General features: G+C 41.4%; 17 protein-coding genes, 12 tRNA genes and 4 rRNA genes. 2 read left to right on the top strand and 31 right to left on the bottom strand.

Features of this window, described 5'->3' with window-relative positions; translation table 11 throughout:
• Positions 1 to 132: 132 nt before the first annotated feature.
• The 9 genes from fusA to rsgA form a co-directional block, all read right to left on the bottom strand.
• Complete coding sequence (gene fusA, locus NYE32_RS09070; RefSeq protein WP_002884537.1) at positions 133 to 2,214, bottom strand: elongation factor G; 2,082 nt, start codon at positions 2,212 to 2,214, stop codon at positions 133 to 135.
• Positions 2,215 to 2,426: 212 nt separating this feature from the next.
• Positions 2,427 to 2,897 carry a 30S ribosomal protein S7 gene (gene rpsG, locus NYE32_RS09075; RefSeq protein WP_002884746.1) on the bottom strand — a complete coding sequence of 157 codons (471 nt, stop codon included), beginning with the start codon at positions 2,895 to 2,897 and terminating at the stop codon, positions 2,427 to 2,429.
• A gap of 18 nt (positions 2,898 to 2,915) precedes the next feature.
• A complete protein-coding gene (gene rpsL, locus NYE32_RS09080; protein WP_002884809.1) occupies positions 2,916 to 3,329 on the bottom strand; it encodes a 30S ribosomal protein S12 in 414 nt (137 codons plus the stop codon).
• Between the two features lie 228 nt (positions 3,330 to 3,557).
• Complete coding sequence (gene purR / locus NYE32_RS09085) at positions 3,558 to 4,373, bottom strand: pur operon repressor (protein WP_002891918.1); 816 nt, start codon at positions 4,371 to 4,373, stop codon at positions 3,558 to 3,560.
• A gap of 93 nt (positions 4,374 to 4,466) precedes the next feature.
• Positions 4,467 to 5,408 (bottom strand): 3'-5' exoribonuclease YhaM family protein, encoded by a 942-nt coding sequence (locus NYE32_RS09090; RefSeq protein WP_002884679.1) that lies wholly within the window; start codon positions 5,406 to 5,408, stop codon positions 4,467 to 4,469.
• Positions 5,398 to 6,672, bottom strand: coding sequence for a DNA recombination protein RmuC (locus tag NYE32_RS09095; RefSeq protein ID WP_037598490.1), 1,275 nt, complete (start codon positions 6,670 to 6,672; stop codon positions 5,398 to 5,400). Before NYE32_RS09095 ends, NYE32_RS09090 begins: the two co-directional genes overlap by 11 nt.
• A gap of 1 nt (position 6,673) precedes the next feature.
• Positions 6,674 to 7,306 (bottom strand): thiamine diphosphokinase, encoded by a 633-nt coding sequence (locus NYE32_RS09100; protein WP_037598492.1) that lies wholly within the window; start codon positions 7,304 to 7,306, stop codon positions 6,674 to 6,676.
• Entirely contained in the window at positions 7,299 to 7,958 is a 660-nt protein-coding gene (gene rpe, locus NYE32_RS09105) for a ribulose-phosphate 3-epimerase (protein WP_002884311.1), read from the bottom strand. The genes NYE32_RS09100 and rpe overlap by 8 nt, the downstream gene beginning before the upstream one ends.
• 7 nt (positions 7,959 to 7,965) lie before the next feature.
• On the bottom strand, positions 7,966 to 8,838 hold the full coding sequence (rsgA, locus tag NYE32_RS09110; RefSeq protein ID WP_073689895.1) for a ribosome small subunit-dependent GTPase A: 873 nt from the start codon (positions 8,836 to 8,838) through the stop codon (positions 7,966 to 7,968).
• 134 nt (positions 8,839 to 8,972) lie between these two features.
• Between rsgA and NYE32_RS09115 the strand changes: the two genes are divergently transcribed.
• Positions 8,973 to 9,055 (top strand) — tRNA-Leu (locus NYE32_RS09115).
• A gap of 39 nt (positions 9,056 to 9,094) precedes the next feature.
• Here NYE32_RS09115 and rsmA read toward each other — a convergent pair.
• From rsmA to trxA, 5 genes are all read right to left on the bottom strand, one after another.
• Positions 9,095 to 9,967 carry a 16S rRNA (adenine(1518)-N(6)/adenine(1519)-N(6))-dimethyltransferase RsmA gene (rsmA, locus tag NYE32_RS09120; protein ID WP_061652507.1) on the bottom strand — a complete coding sequence of 291 codons (873 nt, stop codon included), beginning with the start codon at positions 9,965 to 9,967 and terminating at the stop codon, positions 9,095 to 9,097.
• 126 nt (positions 9,968 to 10,093) lie between these two features.
• The gene (rnmV, locus tag NYE32_RS09125; RefSeq protein WP_156685214.1) at positions 10,094 to 10,654 is read right to left on the bottom strand and encodes a ribonuclease M5; all 561 of its coding nucleotides are present in this window, start codon (positions 10,652 to 10,654) and stop codon (positions 10,094 to 10,096) included.
• The gene (locus tag NYE32_RS09130) at positions 10,647 to 11,423 is read right to left on the bottom strand and encodes a TatD family hydrolase (RefSeq protein WP_037599169.1); all 777 of its coding nucleotides are present in this window, start codon (positions 11,421 to 11,423) and stop codon (positions 10,647 to 10,649) included. The genes rnmV and NYE32_RS09130 overlap by 8 nt, the downstream gene beginning before the upstream one ends.
• A 53-nt stretch (positions 11,424 to 11,476) precedes the next feature.
• The gene (locus NYE32_RS09135) at positions 11,477 to 11,908 is read right to left on the bottom strand and encodes a CoA-binding protein (RefSeq protein WP_002891932.1); all 432 of its coding nucleotides are present in this window, start codon (positions 11,906 to 11,908) and stop codon (positions 11,477 to 11,479) included.
• 65 nt (positions 11,909 to 11,973) lie between these two features.
• Complete coding sequence (gene trxA / locus NYE32_RS09140; protein ID WP_002884315.1) at positions 11,974 to 12,288, bottom strand: thioredoxin; 315 nt, start codon at positions 12,286 to 12,288, stop codon at positions 11,974 to 11,976.
• 194 nt (positions 12,289 to 12,482) lie between these two features.
• Between trxA and NYE32_RS09145 the strand changes: the two genes are divergently transcribed.
• Positions 12,483 to 13,265 carry a protein-ADP-ribose hydrolase gene (locus NYE32_RS09145; protein WP_073689894.1) on the top strand — a complete coding sequence of 261 codons (783 nt, stop codon included), beginning with the start codon at positions 12,483 to 12,485 and terminating at the stop codon, positions 13,263 to 13,265.
• 34 nt (positions 13,266 to 13,299) lie between these two features.
• Here the strand turns inward: NYE32_RS09145 and NYE32_RS09150 are convergent, their stop codons facing one another.
• The 17 genes from NYE32_RS09150 to rrf (NYE32_RS09230) all read right to left on the bottom strand — a co-directional run bounded on the left by NYE32_RS09150 (position 13,300) and on the right by rrf (NYE32_RS09230) (position 20,174).
• The gene (locus NYE32_RS09150; protein WP_073689893.1) at positions 13,300 to 13,710 is read right to left on the bottom strand and encodes an acyl-CoA thioesterase; all 411 of its coding nucleotides are present in this window, start codon (positions 13,708 to 13,710) and stop codon (positions 13,300 to 13,302) included.
• A gap of 17 nt (positions 13,711 to 13,727) precedes the next feature.
• Entirely contained in the window at positions 13,728 to 14,063 is a 336-nt protein-coding gene (gene traF, locus NYE32_RS09155; RefSeq protein WP_060971720.1) for a conjugal transfer protein TraF, read from the bottom strand.
• A gap of 112 nt (positions 14,064 to 14,175) precedes the next feature.
• A tRNA-Asn gene (locus tag NYE32_RS09160) sits at positions 14,176 to 14,249 on the bottom strand.
• Between the two features lie 5 nt (positions 14,250 to 14,254).
• Positions 14,255 to 14,370: ribosomal RNA gene (gene rrf, locus NYE32_RS09165) — 5S ribosomal RNA — on the bottom strand.
• Between the two features lie 83 nt (positions 14,371 to 14,453).
• A 23S ribosomal RNA gene (locus tag NYE32_RS09170) occupies positions 14,454 to 17,353 on the bottom strand.
• A gap of 146 nt (positions 17,354 to 17,499) precedes the next feature.
• A tRNA-Ala gene (locus tag NYE32_RS09175) sits at positions 17,500 to 17,572 on the bottom strand.
• Between the two features lie 54 nt (positions 17,573 to 17,626).
• Positions 17,627 to 19,174 (bottom strand): 16S ribosomal RNA (locus tag NYE32_RS09180).
• Positions 19,175 to 19,303: 129 nt separating this feature from the next.
• Positions 19,304 to 19,377 (bottom strand) — tRNA-Pro (locus NYE32_RS09185).
• A gap of 6 nt (positions 19,378 to 19,383) precedes the next feature.
• Positions 19,384 to 19,457: transfer RNA gene (locus NYE32_RS09190), tRNA-Arg, on the bottom strand.
• A 14-nt stretch (positions 19,458 to 19,471) separates the two neighbouring features.
• Positions 19,472 to 19,557: transfer RNA gene (locus tag NYE32_RS09195), tRNA-Leu, on the bottom strand.
• A 6-nt stretch (positions 19,558 to 19,563) separates the two neighbouring features.
• Positions 19,564 to 19,635: transfer RNA gene (locus NYE32_RS09200), tRNA-Gly, on the bottom strand.
• Between the two features lie 6 nt (positions 19,636 to 19,641).
• Positions 19,642 to 19,714, bottom strand: a tRNA-Thr gene (locus tag NYE32_RS09205).
• 12 nt (positions 19,715 to 19,726) lie between these two features.
• Positions 19,727 to 19,808, bottom strand: a tRNA-Leu gene (locus tag NYE32_RS09210).
• Positions 19,809 to 19,813: 5 nt separating this feature from the next.
• Positions 19,814 to 19,886 (bottom strand) — tRNA-Lys (locus tag NYE32_RS09215).
• A gap of 19 nt (positions 19,887 to 19,905) precedes the next feature.
• A tRNA-Asp gene (locus NYE32_RS09220) sits at positions 19,906 to 19,978 on the bottom strand.
• A 2-nt stretch (positions 19,979 to 19,980) separates the two neighbouring features.
• Positions 19,981 to 20,053: transfer RNA gene (locus tag NYE32_RS09225), tRNA-Val, on the bottom strand.
• Between the two features lie 5 nt (positions 20,054 to 20,058).
• Positions 20,059 to 20,174 (bottom strand): 5S ribosomal RNA (rrf, locus tag NYE32_RS09230).
• Together the 16S, 23S and 5S rRNA genes with 11 tRNA genes alongside form the textbook arrangement of a ribosomal RNA operon.
• Positions 20,175 to 20,215 lie beyond the last annotated feature (41 nt).

A 20,215-nucleotide genomic window follows, 5' to 3' on the forward strand; every position in this document is an offset into this window, starting at 1 on the left:
CCTATTGTGAAAAGATTAACTTGAGCGCTTTCAATTCAACCTTTCAACAGTCATATTATATAATTTTTTTCAAAAAATTGCAAATAGAAAAGGCACTTACTTTCATAAGTACCTTAACTTTATAAGTTCTAATTAAGCTTCACCAGAATTTTTCTTGATGATTTCTTCTTGAACTGATTTAGGAACATCTTCATAGTGGTCAAATACCATCATGAATGTACCACGACCTTGAGTTGCAGAACGAAGTGTTGTTGCATAACCGAACATTTCAGCAAGTGGAACATACGCACGAACGATTTGGCTGTTACCGTGTGCTTCCATACCATCAACACGTCCACGACGAGCTGTAACGTGACCCATAACATCACCAAGGTTTTCTTCAGGAACAGTGATTGTTACAAGCATCATTGGTTCAAGGATAGTTGGTTGTGCAGTCTTAGCAGCTTCTTTAAGTGCAAGAGACGCAGCAATCTTGAAGGCAGTTTCAGATGAATCGACATCGTGGTATGAACCATCGTAAAGCTTAGCTTTGATGTCAACCATTGGGTATCCAGCAAGGACACCGTTAGCCATAGATTCTTCCAATCCTTTTTCTACTGCAGGGATGAATTCACGTGGAACCACACCACCGACGATAGCATTTTCGAATTCGAAACCTTTACCTTCTTCATTTGGAGTAAATTCAATCCAAACATCACCAAACTGACCTTTACCACCAGATTGACGTTTGAAGAATCCACGTGCTTGTGTTCCAGCACGGAATGTTTCACGGTAAGATACTTGTGGAGCACCAACGTTTGCTTCAACTTTGTGTTCACGTTTCAAACGGTCAACAAGGACATCAAGGTGAAGTTCACCCATACCAGAGATAACTGTTTCACCAGTTTCAGGGTTAGTTTCAACACGGAATGTTGGATCTTCTTCAGCAAGTTTTTGAAGACCGATACCCATCTTATCTTGGTCAGCTTTAGTCTTAGGCTCAACCATCAATTGGATAACTGGTTCTGGAACTTCGATTGACTCAAGAATAACTTTAGCTTTTTCATCAGTCAATGAGTCACCAGTTGTAGTATCTTTCAAACCGATAGCAGCAGCGATATCACCAGCGTATACTTGTTCAATTTCTTGACGGCTGTTAGCGTGCATTTGAAGGATACGTCCGATACGTTCACGTTTACCTTTAGATGTGTTCATTACATATGAACCTGATTGAAGGATACCTGAGTAAACACGGATAAATGTCAAACGACCTACAAATGGGTCAGTCATGATCTTGAAGGCAAGAGCTGCAAATGGCTCATCATCAGATGCTGGACGAGTTTCTTCTTCGTCTGTATCTGGGTTGATACCTTTGATTGCAGGGATATCAAGTGGACTTGGAAGGTAATCGATAACCGCATCAAGCATCAATTGAACACCTTTGTTCTTGAAGGCAGAACCACAAAGAACTGGGAAGAATTCAACGTTGATTGTTGCACGACGGATAGCTGCTTTCAATTCCTCGTTAGTGATTTCTTCACCTTCAAGGTATTTCATCATCAAATCTTCGTCAGTTTCAGCAACTGCTTCGATCAATTTTTCACGGTATTCGTTTGCTTGATCAACGTAATCAGCTGGAATATCTTCTTCAAGAATATCTGTACCAAGGTCATTAGTATAGATTTCAGCTTTCATTTTAATCAAGTCAATGATACCACGGAAATCATCTTCAGCACCGATTGGCAATTGGATTGGGTGTGCGTTTGCTTGAAGACGATCGTGAAGTGTGCTTACTGAGTAAAGGAAGTCTGCACCGATTTTATCCATTTTGTTGGCAAATACGATACGTGGAACACCATACTCAGTTGCTTGACGCCAAACTGTTTCAGTTTGAGGTTCTACACCTGATTGTGAGTCAAGAACGGTTACGGCACCATCCAATACACGGAGTGAACGTTGTACTTCGATTGTGAAGTCCACGTGTCCTGGTGTATCGATGATGTTAACGCGGTGACCATCCCATTGTGCTGTTGTAGCGGCAGATGTGATTGTGATACCACGCTCTTGTTCTTGCTCCATCCAGTCCATTTGTGATGCACCTTCGTGAGTTTCACCGATTTTGTGGATTTTACCAGTGTAGTAAAGGATACGCTCTGTTGTAGTTGTTTTACCGGCATCGACGTGGGCCATGATACCGATATTACGAGTTTTTGCAAGTGAAAATTCGCGTGCCATTAGGTTTATTCTCCTATAAATATTTTAGTTTACTTATTTATTATAACATTATTGTCAAAAAACGGATAGGCAGGACCTACCCGTTTTTTCACTAATATTTAACTGGTTTTCAAATGATATGAATAATATTATTTAAATTCAGAGTCAGCCTATTACAAATCCATAATCTTAGCTTATGAATATATGACTGTAATTCAGCTTGAAACTTATGATTACCAGCGGAAGTGTGCAAAGGCACGGTTTGCTTCAGCCATTTTGTGAGTATCTTCACGTTTCTTAACTGATGCACCAGTGTTGTTTGCAGCATCCATGATTTCTTTTGCAAGACGATCTTTCATAGTGTGTTCACCACGCGCACGTGATGCGTTAACCAACCAACGAAGACCAAGAGTTGTACGACGTTCTGGACGAACTTCAACTGGGACTTGGTAGTTTGAACCACCGACACGACGTGCACGTACTTCAAGTACAGGCATGATGTTGTCCATAGCTGTTTCAAATACTTCAAGAGCATCGTTTCCAGTTGCTTCTTTGATTTGCTCGAAAGCATCGTATACGATTGTTGCAGCAGTACCACGTTTACCGTCAAGCATTACACGGTTGATAAGACGTGTAACGATTTTTGAATTGTACAATGGATCTGCCAATACTTCGCGTTTAGGCGCTCTATTTTTACGACTCATTTTATCTTATCTCCCTTCTTATCCTTTAGGACGTTTAGCACCGTATTTAGAACGGCTTTGTTTACGATCAGCTACACCTGCAGTATCAAGTGCACCACGGACGATGTGGTAACGTACCCCTGGAAGGTCTTTTACACGTCCACCACGGATAAGAACAACGCTGTGTTCTTGGAGGTTGTGTCCGATACCTGGGATGTAAGCAGTAACTTCGATAAGGTTGCTCAAACGTACACGAGCGAATTTACGAAGGGCTGAGTTAGGTTTCTTAGGTGTCATTGTTCCAACACGTGTTGCAACACCACGTTTTTGTGGTGAAGATACGTTAGTTTGAACTTTTTTGTGGCTGTTGTAACCAACGTTCAAAGCTGGTGATTTAGATTTAACAACTTTTGATTGACGTGGTTTACGAACCAATTGGTTAATTGTAGGCATCTACATTCTCCTGTGTTTTTTTATTTTTGGTTGATATGGCACTTGGTGACAGCCCATATCTTTGTGTACTTTTGCAACTTATGTCAGCACGTCTCTGTACACTTTTGAGAGACCAAAAGTAAAAAGTACTGTCTAATATAGTATCATTTTTTGATGATTATTGTCAAGACTTTCTTGTTAAAAAGAAAAATTCCTAATCGTTAAATTAGGAATACTATCGTAGATTAATTATTTATCAAAAATATTACCGACTTCAACTTCTACCTTCTGTGCTTTTACATCGATGTCAGAAACAGTAAGTAATGATTTATATTCATGGATATCACGATCGCCTTTAGCATTTTCTGCGAATACAGCTACACCTACTAACTCACTATCAAATTCTGAAAGCAAGCTAATCATACCCGTAATGGTACCGCCACCTTTAAGAAAATCATCAACAATAAGGACGCGGCTATTTGGTTTCAAACTACGTTTTGAAAGGAACATCTTTTCAATACGATCACTTGAACCACTAACGTAGTTTACCGATACGGTTGAACCTTCTGTAATTTTCAAGTCACGACGAACGATAACAAATGGAATGTTCAAGACATCTGCTACTGCATTTGCTAAAGGAACTCCTTTGGTTGCAACTGTCATAACGGCATCAATTTTTTGTCCTTTAAAGGCACTGGCAATGATACGACCAACATTTTTTAAAATAGACGGTGTACTCAATAAATCAGATAGGTAGAGATAACCACCTGGTAAGATACGATCACTCTCGGAAAGACGTTTACAAAGATCTTCAACCAGACTTCTTGCATCTTCATCAGAAATAGTCGGTGTAAACATAACGCCACCAGATGCACCAGTTACTGTTTCGATTTCTCCTATTTGACTTTCCTCAAAAGCTTTTTTAATGATAGCAACATCTTCTGAGATTGAAGACTTTGCAGCTTCATAACGTTCTGCAAAGGTGTTGAGGCTTGTCAATTGATAAGGATTATTAATCAGGTAGTTTGAAATCACTACCATGCGCTCACTTCGTTTTAATTTCATATGTTACCTATATTTTCTGTACTTTTTAACTATTATACCATAATACAGCAAAAAACGAACATTTTCATATGAAATGCTCGCTTAATTTCGATTTTAATCAAATTTTGGCTTGTAGAAAGAACGATTATCCATAGCAAAGAGACGATTTGTCATTTCTCCTGGACCTACTAGGTTAAGGGCTGTCGTCATCATCATCATACTGGCATCAAGATTATCAATCATATGAATAATTTCTGCTTCCATAATACGAGGTCGCACTGGGCTACCATACTCTAGTTGTCCGTGGTGGCTGAGAATGACATGACGCAAAACAACGACATCCTCACGCGTATCATCAATATTGAGCTCCATGAGCACCTTAGTGATTTCTTCATCAATCAAAGCAATATGACCAATCAAGTTTCCACGAACCGTATACTCAGTATTTTCAGGACCAGTAAGTTCAATAACCTTAGCTAAATCATGAAGCATAATCCCTGCAAAAAGTAGACTCTTATTGAGCTCTGGGTAAATATCTCCAATGCTGTCCGCTAGGCGAACCATAGTAGCCGTATGATAGGCTAGTCCACTTTCAAAAGCATGGTGATTTGTTTTAGCAGCTGGAAAAGTGAAAAACTCTTTATTATACTTTCGATAAAGAGCACGAACAACACGCTGCCAAGTTGCTTCCTCAATCTTAAAAATCATTTGCTCTAGGTATTCGCGTACTTCAGAAGGATTTACTGGTGGTTTCTCTTTGAAATCAGCTGGATCATTTGGCTCACCAAATGTAGGCAAGCGTAAGGTTATTTGGTTTACCTGAGGAGTATTATTATAAACTTCTCGACGCCCCTCCATATGCACTACTTTACCTGCGGTAAATTCTTCGACATTATAAGGCTGAGCATCCCACAGGTTTCCTGAAATCTCTCCAGTATCATCCTGAAAAGTAAAGGCAATATAATCCTTTCCTGCTCTTGTCTTACGTACCTCTGCACGCTTAATCAGATAAAAACCTTCAAAATACTCGTCTTTTTTCATTTGATTAATCTTCATGCTTGTCCTCGTTTTCTAATCGTGGTAAATCTAACAAACTTTGTGTCGCACTGTCTTGATAGGTTTCAATTGTATCAAGAGCTCTAACAATTGCCCTACTCCTTGTGTTGAGAAGACTATCGACTGTTTTACTTGCTGTATTCAATTGTCTCTGAGCTTTAGCTAACATATCTCCAAACTTGCTAAATTCTAGTTTGACATTGCCTAAAACCTTACTAATATCATCTGCATTCTTTTGAATATTCAAAGTTCTAAATCCTACGGACAATGAATTCAAGAGTGCTGATAAAGTTGACGGCCCTGCGATAACAATATTTTCCTCACGACGAAGGGCGTCAAAGAAGGCTGGTTGGCGTACTACCTCAGCATAAAGTCCTTCCGTCGGCAAAAATAATATACCAAAATTTGTGGTTTCAGGTGGGTTAAGATACTTCTTGTTAATATCCTTGGCAAATCGCTTAATACTAGTCAAAAGAGACTTACGGTGATTCTCAATTTCCTCTTTATTACCAGACTCATAAGCATCTTCCAGACGATAGTAATCTTCCAAAGGAAACTTAGAATCAATGGGAAGGTAGATATATTCGTCTTTATGGTTTCCTGGCATTTTGATTGCATATTCAACTCGTTCACTTGAACCTGATACCGTAGGAAATTCTCGCTCGTACTGATTAACAGTCAATATGTCTTCAATAATTTGCCCTAATTGAAGCTCTCCCAAAATACCTCGTGTTTTTGTATTTGAAAGGACCTTGTTAAGACTTCCAACATCCTTGGCTACATTTTTCATTTCCCCCAAGCCCTGGTTAACCGACTCTAATTGTCTTGAAACCGTCTCAAAAGAGGCTTGTAAACGTGTTTGTAAGGTTTGCTCAAGTTTCTCTTCAACTGTCTGACGCATTTGTTCCAGACGTTTCTCATTGGAATCTTGCATATCTTTAACCGCTTTGGTTAAGCTTTGGTTTATTTGCTCAAGGCGTTGGTCGGAGCGGTCTCGATTATCAGACAAATTTTGATGTAAAACCTCTCGGATATCTGTCAACTGTTGGTATAGTTCCATCTGCAATTGGTTCAATTGCTTTGTCGTTTCCAGTTGGTTTGTCTTAGCAAAACTTTCCAATTGAAACGAAATTTGATCTGAAAGATTATCTGCATTTTCTTCCAAACCCTTATTAATCTGTTCTTTTAACTCCATATTTCTCAAGAAAAGAACAATAAGAATCCCAAAACTTAATAAAGTTAAAAGTGTAAGTAGATAGATCATACTAACTCCTATCTTTAGTCTGGATGACAATCACATATCCATTTGGCACAATCACTTGAATTGGACCATCAACAAATTCATTACTAGAGTAAATTTTCTTTTGAAAATAATTCATACTAGTTAATTCGTATTTTGCTCCCAAAATCGTCAGTTCTCCATCACCTTCATGTAAAAAAGAAACATATGTCATTCCAGGTTCTGGTAACAAGTTATGACTTCCTTCTGGATAATAAGTAATCTTATTTTGCTTATCCTGCAAACAGATATGCCTCATAAAAGGAGCTAATTCAGGATCACTGACCAAAAATAGATTTGATAACATATGATCAATTCTGCCACCAAAAGCACCGAAAATAGTTACTTCCGCCTCAGGATATAATTGAAATACAATTTTTAGGGCTAACTCTGTATCCGTGTCATCCTTTTCAGCTGGAGCAATCCTACACTCTTTAGCAGCTGATTGAATCATCTCTAACTCTGACCGAGATACTGAATCAAAGTCTCCGACAGCCAGATTAAGCGGCAAACCTAACTCCAACAAACGTAAGCAAGCACGATCCACCCCAACAAAATAATCAAAATCGGTAGTGAACCACTCTAGCTCACCACCGACAAATAAAGCTATTTTAGGCATCAATAGCATCACGAAGCGTTTGAACTTGGGCTGTCAAATCAGGATTTTTGAAGAGGTAAGAGCCTGCTACAAAAACATTAGCCCCCGCCTTGGCACATGCTGCAATAGTATTGTTATCTACACCACCATCAACTTCAATATCGAATGAATAGCCACCTTTTTCGCGAAGCTCCACAACACGCTCTACTTTAGACATCATTTCTGGAATGAACGCCTGACCACCAAAACCTGGATTTACAGTCATAATAAGTACTTGATCCACTAAATCAAGTACAGGAATAAGTGCCTCGACTGGGGTTCCAGGATTAATCACAACACCTGCTTTCATACCAGCAGCTTTGATTTTCTGGAGGGCACCATGGATATGTTTAGTGGCTTCAACATGAATAGTCATGATATCTGCACCTGCTTGTGCATAGGCATCCACATAACGTTCAGGATCAACAACCATAAGGTGGCAATCAAAAACCAACTTGCTATGTTTACGCATGCTAGCGACCACATCTGCTCCCCAACTGATATTAGGGACAAATTGACCATCCATAATATCAATGTGAACATATTCCGCACCTGATGCATCAATACGAGCTAGTTCTGAAGCAAAATTAGCATAGTCAGCAGCTAGGATAGACGGAGCAATTTTATAAGACATGAGAGACCTACTTTCTTTTTACAGTTTTTTTATATGTTTCACGACGGTTTTCAATTTCACTTAAAAATTGAAGGTAATTATCATAACGGACTTGCCAAATTTGGCCATCTTCAACCTCATCCTTAACAGCACAAGAAGGCTCATGGGTATGGGTACAAGAACGGAATTTACAGCCATGACTAGCTTGACGGATTTCCGGAAAAGCTTCACTCAAGTCCTCGGCATTATCCACTTCATAATCTAGCGAAGAGAATCCTGGTGTATCAGCAATCTTCCCTCCATGAACATCATAAAGACTTACAGCCCTTGTAGTATGACGTCCACGACCTAAACTGTCTGAAATCTCACCTGTTTCCAACTTCAACTCTGGGGCAATACGGTTCAACAAGGTTGATTTTCCAACACCTGTCTGTCCCATAAAGACTGTTATTTTATTAGTCAAGAGCGGCAATAGTTCTTCCAAACTGAAGACAAAATCAAAACCAATTTTTTGATACTGTTTTTGAATAGCCTTCATTTCTGAATCATCTTCAACCAAATCCATCTTAGAAATATAAATTACAGGTTTTATATTTTTATGCTCTAGTAAAACCAAAAAACGGTCCAGAAGATTACTATTGAAATCCGGTTCCTTAGCAGACATAATGACCACAGCCTGATCTATATTGACAATGGGTGGGCGCACTAAGCTATTGATTCGTTGACCAATTTTAAGGATATAGCCTTCTGAATTTTCCTCTGCTGAAAATTCGACAAAATCCCCAACGTAAGGTGTTTGTCCTTTTTTTCTAAAATTTCCTCGCGCACGCGTCTGGTATACAACACCATCATGCTCTACATAATAGAAACCTGCCAGTGCTTTGATAATTCTTCCTTGCAAGTGAACTCCTCAATCGTTTAATAGCCCTATTATACCACAAAACAACACGCTTTTCTGATCCAAAACAAACCACATTTCCATTTCCTTAAGCTCCTTGCATTTTTAGTAATTTGCAGTATAATAATCCTATCACTGCGGAGGTGGTGGAATGGCAGACACGCATGCTTCAGGCGCATGTGCTTTTTCAAGCGTGAGGGTTCAAATCCCTTTCTCCGCATAGCTAAAAATCCCACTGAAATTCAGTGGGATTTTTGAATTATAGACCTGCTTCACTCAAAGCATCTGATAAGTGTGCAAAATCAGAAATAGATAGAGCCTCTCCACGAATAGAAGGTTTTATATCAGCAATTTCCAAAGCCTGCTCAAGTTTGGTTTTCACTTCTTCAGATTTACCAAAATGATTTGTTAAATTATTCCACAATGTCTTACGACGATGGACAAAGCTAGCCTTAGCCACTCGGAAAAGGAAATCCTCATCTTTAACTTCAACCAACGGTTGTTCACGGCGCGTCATCTTCAAAATTGCTGAGTCAACATTCGGGGCTGGTACAAAGACTGTACGAGGGACAACAAATGCCACTTTAGCAGTCATATAATACTGCACAGCAATTGATAGAGAACCATAAGCCTTGCTATTAGGCTCTGCAGAAATGCGGTCAGCAACCTCTTTTTGCATCATAACAACAAATTCTGCAAAAGCAATCTTACTCTCAATCAAATGCATCAAGATTGGCGTCGTAATATAATATGGCAAATTGGCGACTACCTTAATTGGTAGTTCTGGATTTTTAAACTCTTTGACACGTGTCTGTAAATCCGCCTTGAGAACATCTTCATTAATTACGTTAACATTTTCATGATCACGTAATGTATCCTCTAAAATCGGAACCAACCGATCATCAATTTCAAAAGCCATAACTTCCGCAGCATTTTCAGCTAAGAATTCTGTTAATGCTCCGATACCAGGTCCAATTTCGATTACATTGACATTTTTATCGATCTCTGCCGTATCAACAATTTTTTGTAAAATATTTGTATCTGTTAAGAAGTTCTGTCCAAAAGACTTCTTAAAGGTAAAGCCATGGCGTTCAAGGACAGCCTTGGTCACGCTATAATCTGCAATTCTCATTTATTCTCTTTTCTTATTATTTTCACGATTTTTATACTTGGACACAAAACAGGTCCAAACCCTTAATTATCCCAACCTCAATAATAAGCTACTTAGTAGCGATTTGATGTTAAAATCACTGGTAATCTAGTAATTTGACATAGCCTCTTCTAGCTCCTCTAATGTGATTCCAAACAATTCCAAACGCTTTAAAAGCTGCTTCCCATTGCAATAACCAATACGGAGCACCTCGCCCAAATATTCTCGACGCTTTCGACTATCTGCTCCCATTAGTAGCCCTAACTTCATAAGATTTGATTTACTAATATCAAACTGATTATCATCATCGTAACTACCTAAAACTACAGATAAGGCCTTTTGAAGATCCTCAAAACTCGCATGCTCAACACCCAATGAACGACCTTTAGTCTTAGATTTTGGTGTTGCTTCCCCACGGTTTAAAAAAGCATGCTTTGCTGTCGGAACAGCTTCCATAATGATTTTACGGATACGTTCACCATTATAGTCTGGATCAGTAAAAACAATCACTCCGCGTAAGTCATTAAGCTTATCGATACGCTCTAAGTCATCCTCATTAATAGCGGATCCTCTAGTCTCATAGGTATCCACCTCATAAAAACGTCTCAAATTTGCCGTATCATCCTTACCTTCTACGACGATGACTTCTTGAATCTTTATTCTATTCATCCAGACCAAAAATCCTCATCGCATTGTCATAAGTAGCCCTAGCCACTTCTTCACTCGTTAAACCACGAAGCTCAGCAATCTTGTCTACTACGTAACGTGTATAGCCTGTACGATTCTCACGACCACGTTTGGGAACAGGTGCCAAATACGGTGCATCCGTTTCAACCAGAATCTTATCTAAAGGTAACTTCTGAGCAGCTTCTTGGACATCCAAAGCCTTCTTAAAAGTTACAACACCTGAAAATGAAATCATCATTCCAAGATCAACAAATTTTTGAGCCATTTCTAGGGATCCTGAGTATGAGTGCATAATCCCCCCACGAGGACCAACACCAACTTCTTTAATAACAGCGTAAGTATCCTCAAGTGCATCACGTGTATGGACAACAAAAGGTAAATTGTGTTCCTTTGACAAAGCTATTTGACGCTTAAAGACATCAATCTGAGTTTCTTTAGGATCTTCCATCCAATAATAATCCAAACCGATTTCCCCAAGTGCCACTACTTTCGGATTATCTAATTGTGATACAATCATATCCTCAATTTCCTGAGAATAGGACCCCGCTTCCGTAGGATGCCATCCAATCGTACTATATAATTGATCATATCTCTCTGATAGTGCTAAAGATTTATTTATTGTTGGTTTATCAAAACCAACAATATTCATTTTAACAACACCTAGTTCAGCTGCAAAATCTATTTCTTCTTGTTCTTTTCCTGCAAAATTATCCACATTAAGATGGGTATGCGTATCAAAAATTTCAATCATAGCTCTATTATAACAAAAACGAGCGAGCATAGCTCACTCACCTTTTCATTTTATTAAACAAAGAGTCGCATATATTCTCTCTTTGTACAACGATTCATTACAATATCCTGTCTATTCGCTTGACGAAGAATAGTCTCAGCCTCCTCATTCTCAAGACCAATTTGACTCCAAAAAACTGTTGCATCCGTTTCAAGAAAATCATAGGCAACATCTGGTAAAAGCTCACTTCGTCTAAATACATCAACAATATCAATCGAAAATGGGATATCTTTAAGATGAGCATAAACATGCTCTCCTAGAAGCTCCTGACCTTCTAGTTTGGGATTTACTGGTATAATACGATAACCAGCAGCTTGTAGAAAATGAGCAACCTGATAAGATGCTGCCTCCTTGCGATGAGATAAACCAACAATTGCAATCGTCTTTGCAGATTTTAAATAAGATTCTATAACCTCATCACTAGGATTTTGAAATGAATAAGACATATGATTCTCCTCGTCGTTTGAATAAACTAAAAATAAAAATCCCCAAACGGGACTGTGACGATTAGTTAGCTAAGCTCGGCAACGATAGCTTTAATTTGTTCTTTTGTATGTACACCTGCTACTTGCTTAACAACCTCACCATCTTTTTTGAAGAGTAAAGTTGGAATAGACATAATTCCAAACTTCTGAGCTGTTTCTGGGTTCTCATCAACATCAATTTTAACAATCTTAAGTTCATCTTCTGAAATTTCTTCAGAAAGTTGCTCAAGAATTGGTGCTTGCATCAAGCAAGGCCCACACCAAGTTGCCCAAAAATCAATCAAAACGAGGCCTTCAGCTGTTTCTTGTTCAAATGTAGCATCTGTTACTACTTGTGTCATTTAATCATCCTCCTAGACATTATAAAACTTTTGTAGACCTATTCTATATGATTCTAAAGGCTATTGCAAGAATTTGACACATACATAAAAAATTCTTATCAAATATTAGTCATTACCTATCATAGACATCACTTGCCCACAGGCAGTCTTAGGAGTATAATAATAACAAACTATAAAAATAGAAATGAGTAAATATGGATAAAGATGCAATGATTACCTATCTCATAGGTGAACTCAAAAAAGAAAATCTAGAATTACATGATTTGATTATCCCAGAAGAACTCGAGGAAAAACAAAAACTTCTCAGAGCACTCTTTAATACACGTAAACCAATGGCAGCATCAACACAATTCTTAACAATCCAAGACCTTTACCTACAAGTTAGAAAAGGGGAAAGAGGATTTGTACAACTCAGTTCGCTCCAGCCCATTCCACAAGATGATCGAATCTACCTCTGGAAAGGTGATATTACAAGACTCGAAGTAGATGCAATCGTAAATGCAGCTAATAAAACCTTACTTGGATGTATGAAACCACTTCATGATTGTGTAGATAACGCTATTCATACATACGCAGGTGTTCAGTTACGCCAAGCTTGTTTCGAGCTCATCTTAGAACAAGGATATGAAGAACCCGTTGGCATGGCTAAAATCACCCCAGCTTACAATCTTCCTTCTGCCTTTGTCATTCATACAGTAGGTCCAAAAATAGTAGACCAACCGACACAAATTGATGAAGATCTTTTAGCAAAAAGTTATCTTTCAGTATTAGCACTAGCTGAGAAAAATAACATTGAATCAATTGCTATACCATGTCTATCAACTGGAGATTTCAATTTTCCAAAACAAGAAGCTGCCAAAATCGCCATTCAAACAGTCAAAACCTTTATTGACGAATCAAGTATAATAAAAAAAGTAATATTTAACGTATTTGATGATGAAAATTTAGCTATTTATCAAAAACTCCTTGCCGAATAAAAGAAGAAAATCGATTTGATTTTCTTCTTTTTTATTACATAACTGAATGCTCTTTTAAAAGATTAAAAAATGACGAGTAATCTCTTTTAAGATTGACAAAACCACCGTCCTTAGACAAGAAACTATGTTCAGAAACAGCTGTACAAACAAGGATTCCGTTTTGATTTACCATATTGTATACAAAAGTAAGTTTAGCAGATTTAACTCTTTTAACATTAATCTCGATAGAAATTACATCTGCAAAAGTAGAAGTAGCTTTATAGTCACAGGAAATTGAAGTAACAGGAGAGATAATTCCCTCCTCTTCAATTTTTTCATAAGGCCAACCTATCTCTCTTAGAAAAAAAGTTCTCGCCTCTTCCATCCATCGAACATAATTAGAATGATGAGTAATACCCATTCGATCTGTTTCATAATACTGGACCTCGTGTTTACAAATAAACATAAGAACCTCCAAAAAGACTAAGAAATAAAATCTAAAATATCATCCTCAGAAAGAGAAGAGTCACATACAACCTTAGCAGCACCATTTTCTGAAACAAAGAGAGCAGGAACTGTAGCAATACCATATCTTTTACGTAAAGCTTGAATATCTTCTAATTCTTCACTATTTTCGCTATTAATATAGAAAATAGTAAGATTTGAATTACGTGCCACATTTGATAATTTAGGTTCAAAAAGTTGACAATATGGACAAGAAGGACGTCCAATAAATAAAATAAATTTTTCAGCTGTATCAATATTCTCCTTAGCCGAAGAAACAGAAATAGGTGTAAAAGCAGATGCAAAATTTGACATAGAATACCTCTCAATTTAAAATATAGTATTATCATATCTGAAATTTAAACTTTTAACAAGTAAATAACTTAACAAAAAAAAGCTAGACCTGCGTCTAGCAATAAGAATTATACTCCGCCAGTAGGACTCGAACCTACGACATCATGATTAACAGTCATGCGCTACTACCAACTGAGCTATGGCGGATAAACGCTAAGCGACTACCGTATCTAACAGGGGGCAACCCCCAACTACATCAGGCGTACTAGGGCTTAACTTCTGTGTTCGGCATGGGAACAGGTGTATCTCCTAGGCTATCGTCACTTAACTCTGAGTATTCTCAACTCAAAATTGAATATCTATACTGTATCAAGAAACCAAATCGTTGTCAATATGTCTCAGTTACTTTCTTTGGATAAGTCCTCGAGCTATTAGTATTAGTCCGCTACATGTGTCACCACACTTCCACTTCTAACCTATCAACCTGATCATCTCTCAGGGCTCTTACTGATATAAAATCATGGGAAATCTCATCTTGAGGTGGGCTTCACACTTAGATGCTTTCAGCGTTTATCCCTTCCCTACATAGCTACCCAGCGATGCTCTTGGCAGAACAACTGGTACACCAGCGGTAAGTCCACTCTGGTCCTCTCGTACTAGGAGCAGATCCTCTCAAATTTCCTACGCCCGCGACGGATAGGGACCGAACTGTCTCACGACGTTCTGAACCCAGCTCGCGTGCCGCTTTAATGGGCGAACAGCCCAACCCTTGGGACCGACTACAGCCCCAGGATGCGACGAGCCGACATCGAGGTGCCAAACCTCCCCGTCGATGTGAACTCTTGGGGGAGATAAGCCTGTTATCCCCAGGGTAGCTTTTATCCGTTGAGCGATGGCCCTTCCATGCGGAACCACCGGATCACTAAGCCCGACTTTCGTCCCTGCTCGAGTTGTAGCTCTCGCAGTCAAGCTCCCTTATACCTTTACACTCTGCGAATGATTTCCAACCATTCTGAGGGAACCTTTGGGCGCCTCCGTTACCTTTTAGGAGGCGACCGCCCCAGTCAAACTGCCCGTCAGACACTGTCTCCGATAGGGATAACCTATCTGGGTTAGAGTAGCCATAACACAAGGGTAGTATCCCAACAACGCCTCACTCGAAACTGGCGTCCCGAGGTCATAGGCTCCTACCTATCCTGTACATGTGGTACAGATACTCAATATCAAACTGCAGTAAAGCTCCATGGGGTCTTTCCGTCCTGTCGCGGGTAACCTGCATCTTCACAGGTACTAAAATTTCACCGAGTCTCTCGTTGAGACAGTGCCCAAATCATTACGCCTTTCGTGCGGGTCGGAACTTACCCGACAAGGAATTTCGCTACCTTAGGACCGTTATAGTTACGGCCGCCGTTTACTGGGGCTTCAATTCATACCTTCGCTTACGCTAAGCACTCCTCTTAACCTTCCAGCACCGGGCAGGCGTCACCCCCTATACATCATCTTACGATTTAGCAGAGAGCTGTGTTTTTGATAAACAGTTGCTTGGGCCTATTCACTGCGGCTGACCATAAGTCAGCGCCCCTTCTCCCGAAGTTACGGGGCCATTTTGCCGAGTTCCTTAACGAGAGTTCTCTCGCTCACCTGAGGCTACTCGCCTCGACTACCTGTGTCGGTTTGCGGTACGGGTAGAGTATAATTAACGCTAGAAGCTTTTCTCGGCAGTGTGACATCACTAACTTCGCTACTAAACTTCGCTCCCCATCACAGCTCAATGTTATAGATATAAGCATTTGACTCATATCACACCTCACTGCTTGGCCAGACACTTCCAATCGTCTGGTTTAGTTAGCCTACTGCGTCCCTCCATCACTATATACTCTAGTACAGGAATATCAACCTGTTGTCCATCGGATACACCTTTCGGTCTCTCCTTAGGTCCCGACTAACCCAGGGCGGACGAGCCTTCCCCTGGAAACCTTAGTCTTACGGTGGACAGGATTCTCACCTGTCTTTCGCTACTCATACCGGCATTCTCACTTCTATGCGCTCCAGCACTCCTCACGGTACACCTTCTTCGCACATAGAACGCTCTCCTACCATACCTATAAAGGTATCCACAGCTTCGGTAATATGTTTTAGCCCCGGTACATTTTCGGCGCAGGGTCACTCGACTAGTGAGCTATTACGCACTCTTTGAATGAATAGCTGCTTCTAAGCTAACATCCTAGTTGTCTGTGCAACCCCACATCCTTTTCCACTTAACATATATTTTGGGACCTTAGCTGGTGGTCTGGGCTGTTTCCCTTTCGACTACGGATCTTAGCACTCGCAGTCTGACTGCCGATTATATCTCGTTGGCATTCGGAGTTTATCTGAGATTGGTAATCCGGGATGGACCCCTCACCCAAACAGTGCTCTACCTCCAAGAGACTTAACATCGACGCTAGCCCTAAAGCTATTTCGGAGAGAACCAGCTATCTCCAAGTTCGTTTGGAATTTCTCCGCTACCCACAAGTCATCCAAGCACTTTTCAACGTGCCCTGGTTCGGTCCTCCAGTGAGTTTTACCTCACCTTCAACCTGCTCATGGGTAGGTCACATGGTTTCGGGTCTACGACATGATACTAATGCGCCCTATTAAGACTCGGTTTCCCTACGGCTCCGTCTCTTCAACTTAACCTCGCATCATATCGTAACTCGCCGGTTCATTCTACAAAAGGCACGCTCTCACCCATTAACGGGCTCGAACTTGTTGTAGGCACACGGTTTCAGGTTCTATTTCACTCCCCTCCCGGGGTGCTTTTCACCTTTCCCTCACGGTACTGGTTCACTATCGGTCACTAGAGAGTATTTAGGGTTGGGAGATGGTCCTCCCAGATTCCGACGAGATTTCTCGTGTCTCGCCGTACTCAGGATACTGCTAGGTATAAAGACTATTTCGAATACGAGGCTATTACTCTCTTTGGCCTACCTTCCCAGGTAGTTCTTCTATAATCTTTAAGTCCACGTTGCAGTCCTACAACCCCGAAGAGTAAACTCTTCGGTTTGCCCTCTTGCCGTTTCGCTCGCCGCTACTAAGGCAATCGCTTTTGCTTTCTCTTCCTGCAGCTACTTAGATGTTTCAGTTCACTGCGTCTTCCTCTACATTACCTTAACAGTAATGAGTGACAGGCATTACCTGCCGGGTTCCCCCATTCGGACATCTCTGGATCATTGCTCACTTACAGCTCCCCAAAGCATTTCGTCGTTAGTCACGTCCTTCATCGGCTTCTAGTGCCAAGGCATCCACCGTGCGCCCTTATTAACTTAACCTTATTTTGGTCTTTCGACCTAACTCATTAAATATTCACAGCGTTTCGGTTTATTTTCTTGTTACTATCTATATGTAATTAATTACATATGGAATTTGATATAGATATTCAATTTTCAATGGACAATACTTGAATCTTTCGATTCAATGGAGCCTAGCGGGATCGAACCGCTGACCTCCTGCGTGCAAAGCAGGCGCTCTCCCAGCTGAGCTAAGGCCCCACAAGACCTCTCAAAACTAAATAAGAAACTCAAGTACATTCCGTTTTTCCTTAGAAAGGAGGTGATCCAGCCGCACCTTCCGATACGGCTACCTTGTTACGACTTCACCCCAATCATCTATCCCACCTTAGGCGGCTGGCTCCAAAAGGTTACCTCACCGACTTCGGGTGTTACAAACTCTCGTGGTGTGACGGGCGGTGTGTACAAGGCCCGGGAACGTATTCACCGCGGCGTGCTGATCCGCGATTACTAGCGATTCCGACTTCATGTAGGCGAGTTGCAGCCTACAATCCGAACTGAGATTGGCTTTAAGAGATTAGCTTGCCGTCACCGACTCGCAACTCGTTGTACCAACCATTGTAGCACGTGTGTAGCCCAGGTCATAAGGGGCATGATGATTTGACGTCATCCCCACCTTCCTCCGGTTTATTACCGGCAGTCTCGCTAGAGTGCCCAACTGAATGATGGCAACTAACAATAGGGGTTGCGCTCGTTGCGGGACTTAACCCAACATCTCACGACACGAGCTGACGACAACCATGCACCACCTGTCACCGATGTACCGAAGTAACTTTCTATCTCTAGAAATAGCATCGGGATGTCAAGACCTGGTAAGGTTCTTCGCGTTGCTTCGAATTAAACCACATGCTCCACCGCTTGTGCGGGCCCCCGTCAATTCCTTTGAGTTTCAACCTTGCGGTCGTACTCCCCAGGCGGAGTGCTTAATGCGTTAGCTGCGGCACTGAATCCCGGAAAGGATCCAACACCTAGCACTCATCGTTTACGGCGTGGACTACCAGGGTATCTAATCCTGTTCGCTCCCCACGCTTTCGAGCCTCAGCGTCAGTTACAGACCAGAGAGCCGCTTTCGCCACCGGTGTTCCTCCATATATCTACGCATTTCACCGCTACACATGGAATTCCACTCTCCCCTTCTGCACTCAAGTTTGACAGTTTCCAAAGCGAACTATGGTTAAGCCACAGCCTTTAACTTCAGACTTATCAAACCGCCTGCGCTCGCTTTACGCCCAATAAATCCGGACAACGCTCGGGACCTACGTATTACCGCGGCTGCTGGCACGTAGTTAGCCGTCCCTTTCTGGTAAGCTACCGTCACAGTGTGAATTTTCCACTCTCACACTCGTTCTTGACTTACAACAGAGCTTTACGATCCGAAAACCTTCTTCACTCACGCGGCGTTGCTCGGTCAGGGTTGCCCCCATTGCCGAAGATTCCCTACTGCTGCCTCCCGTAGGAGTCTGGGCCGTGTCTCAGTCCCAGTGTGGCCGATCACCCTCTCAGGTCGGCTATGTATCGTCGCCTAGGTGAGCCGTTACCTCACCTACTAGCTAATACAACGCAGGTCCATCTTGTAGTGGAGCAATTGCCCCTTTCAAATAAATGACATGTGTCATCCATTGTTATGCGGTATTAGCTATCGTTTCCAATAGTTATCCCCCGCTACAAGGCAGGTTACCTACGCGTTACTCACCCGTTCGCAACTCATCCAAGAAGAGCAAGCTCCTCTCTTCAGCGTTCTACTTGCATGTATTAGGCACGCCGCCAGCGTTCGTCCTGAGCCAGGATCAAACTCTCATTAAAAATTTAATAATTGTTCGAGCGTTAACTCATTACCGTCGTCTGACGATTTATTCTTGTAAATTGACAGGTTATAATTTCTTCTATCATAACCCTGCACTTGGTTTCTTATTCAGTTTTCAAAGGTCTAAATCGGGAAGACAGGATTCGAACCTGCGACCCCTTGGTCCCAAACCAAGTGCTCTACCAAGCTGAGCTACTTCCCGATAAAATGCACCCTAGAGGAGTCGAACCTCTAACCGCCTGATTCGTAGTCAGGTACTCTATCCAGTTGAGCTAAGGGTGCTCAATATTATATTATGCCGAGGACCGGGATCGAACCGGTACGAAAGTTTCCTTTCGCAGGATTTTAAGTCCTGTGCGTCTGCCAGTTCCGCCACCCCGGCTCCTCAAGCGAACGACGGGATTCGAACCCGCGACCCCCACCTTGGCAAGGTGATGTTCTACCACTGAACTACGTTCGCATTTTATGCCGGCTACATGACTTGAACACGCGACCCTCTGATTACAAATCAGATGCTCTACCAACTGAGCTAAGCCGGCTAACTTTTCTAATGCGGGTGAAGGGACTTGAACCCCCACGCCGTTAAGCGCCAGATCCTAAATCTGGTGCGTCTGCCAATTCCGCCACACCCGCATATATGACCCGTACTGGGCTCGAACCAGTGACCCATTGATTAAAAGTCAATTGCTCTACCAACTGAGCTAACGAGTCTCAAATATTTCTACTTGAACGGTCCCGACGGGAATCGAACCCGCGATCTTCGCCGTGACAGGGCGACGTGATAACCGCTACACCACGGGACCTATGGGAGTTAACGGGATCGAACCGCTGACCCTCTGCTTGTAAGGCAGATGCTCTCCCAGCTGAGCTAAACTCCCTTTGTGCTAAGCGACTACCGTATCTAACAGGGGGCAACCCCCAACTACATCAGGCGTACTAGGGCTTAACTTCTGTGTTCGGCATGGGAACAGGTGTATCTCCTAGGCTATCGTCACTTAACTCTGAGTATTCTCAACTCAAAATTGAATATCTATACTGTA

The organism is Streptococcus sp. FSL R7-0248 (assembly GCF_037967965.1).
Lineage (GTDB): Bacteria > Bacillota > Bacilli > Lactobacillales > Streptococcaceae > Streptococcus.

What these genes read in the sequence shown, in the direction of transcription:
- trxA (WP_002884315.1), bottom strand. Translation starts at nt 12,288, where the DNA reads ATGACACAAGTAGTAACAGATGCTACATTTGAACAAGAAACAGCTGAA.
- rnmV (WP_156685214.1), bottom strand. Translation starts at nt 10,654, where the DNA reads ATGAATAGAATAAAGATTCAAGAAGTCATCGTCGTAGAAGGTAAGGAT.
- fusA (WP_002884537.1), bottom strand. Translation starts at nt 2,214, where the DNA reads ATGGCACGCGAATTTTCACTTGCAAAAACTCGTAATATCGGTATCATG.
- rpsL (WP_002884809.1), bottom strand. Translation starts at nt 3,329, where the DNA reads ATGCCTACAATTAACCAATTGGTTCGTAAACCACGTCAATCAAAAGTT.
- NYE32_RS09095 (WP_037598490.1), bottom strand. Translation starts at nt 6,672, where the DNA reads ATGATCTATCTACTTACACTTTTAACTTTATTAAGTTTTGGGATTCTT.
- rpe (WP_002884311.1), bottom strand. Translation starts at nt 7,958, where the DNA reads ATGTCTTATAAAATTGCTCCGTCTATCCTAGCTGCTGACTATGCTAAT.
- NYE32_RS09130 (WP_037599169.1), bottom strand. Translation starts at nt 11,423, where the DNA reads ATGATTGAAATTTTTGATACGCATACCCATCTTAATGTGGATAATTTT.
- NYE32_RS09090 (WP_002884679.1), bottom strand. Translation starts at nt 5,408, where the DNA reads ATGAAGATTAATCAAATGAAAAAAGACGAGTATTTTGAAGGTTTTTAT.
- traF (WP_060971720.1), bottom strand. Translation starts at nt 14,063, where the DNA reads ATGTCAAATTTTGCATCTGCTTTTACACCTATTTCTGTTTCTTCGGCT.
- rpsG (WP_002884746.1), bottom strand. Translation starts at nt 2,897, where the DNA reads ATGAGTCGTAAAAATAGAGCGCCTAAACGCGAAGTATTGGCAGATCCA.
- NYE32_RS09100 (WP_037598492.1), bottom strand. Translation starts at nt 7,306, where the DNA reads ATGCCTAAAATAGCTTTATTTGTCGGTGGTGAGCTAGAGTGGTTCACT.
- NYE32_RS09150 (WP_073689893.1), bottom strand. Translation starts at nt 13,710, where the DNA reads ATGTTTATTTGTAAACACGAGGTCCAGTATTATGAAACAGATCGAATG.
- NYE32_RS09145 (WP_073689894.1), top strand. Translation starts at nt 12,483, where the DNA reads ATGGATAAAGATGCAATGATTACCTATCTCATAGGTGAACTCAAAAAA.
- rsmA (WP_061652507.1), bottom strand. Translation starts at nt 9,967, where the DNA reads ATGAGAATTGCAGATTATAGCGTGACCAAGGCTGTCCTTGAACGCCAT.
- NYE32_RS09135 (WP_002891932.1), bottom strand. Translation starts at nt 11,908, where the DNA reads ATGTCTTATTCATTTCAAAATCCTAGTGATGAGGTTATAGAATCTTAT.
- purR (WP_002891918.1), bottom strand. Translation starts at nt 4,373, where the DNA reads ATGAAATTAAAACGAAGTGAGCGCATGGTAGTGATTTCAAACTACCTG.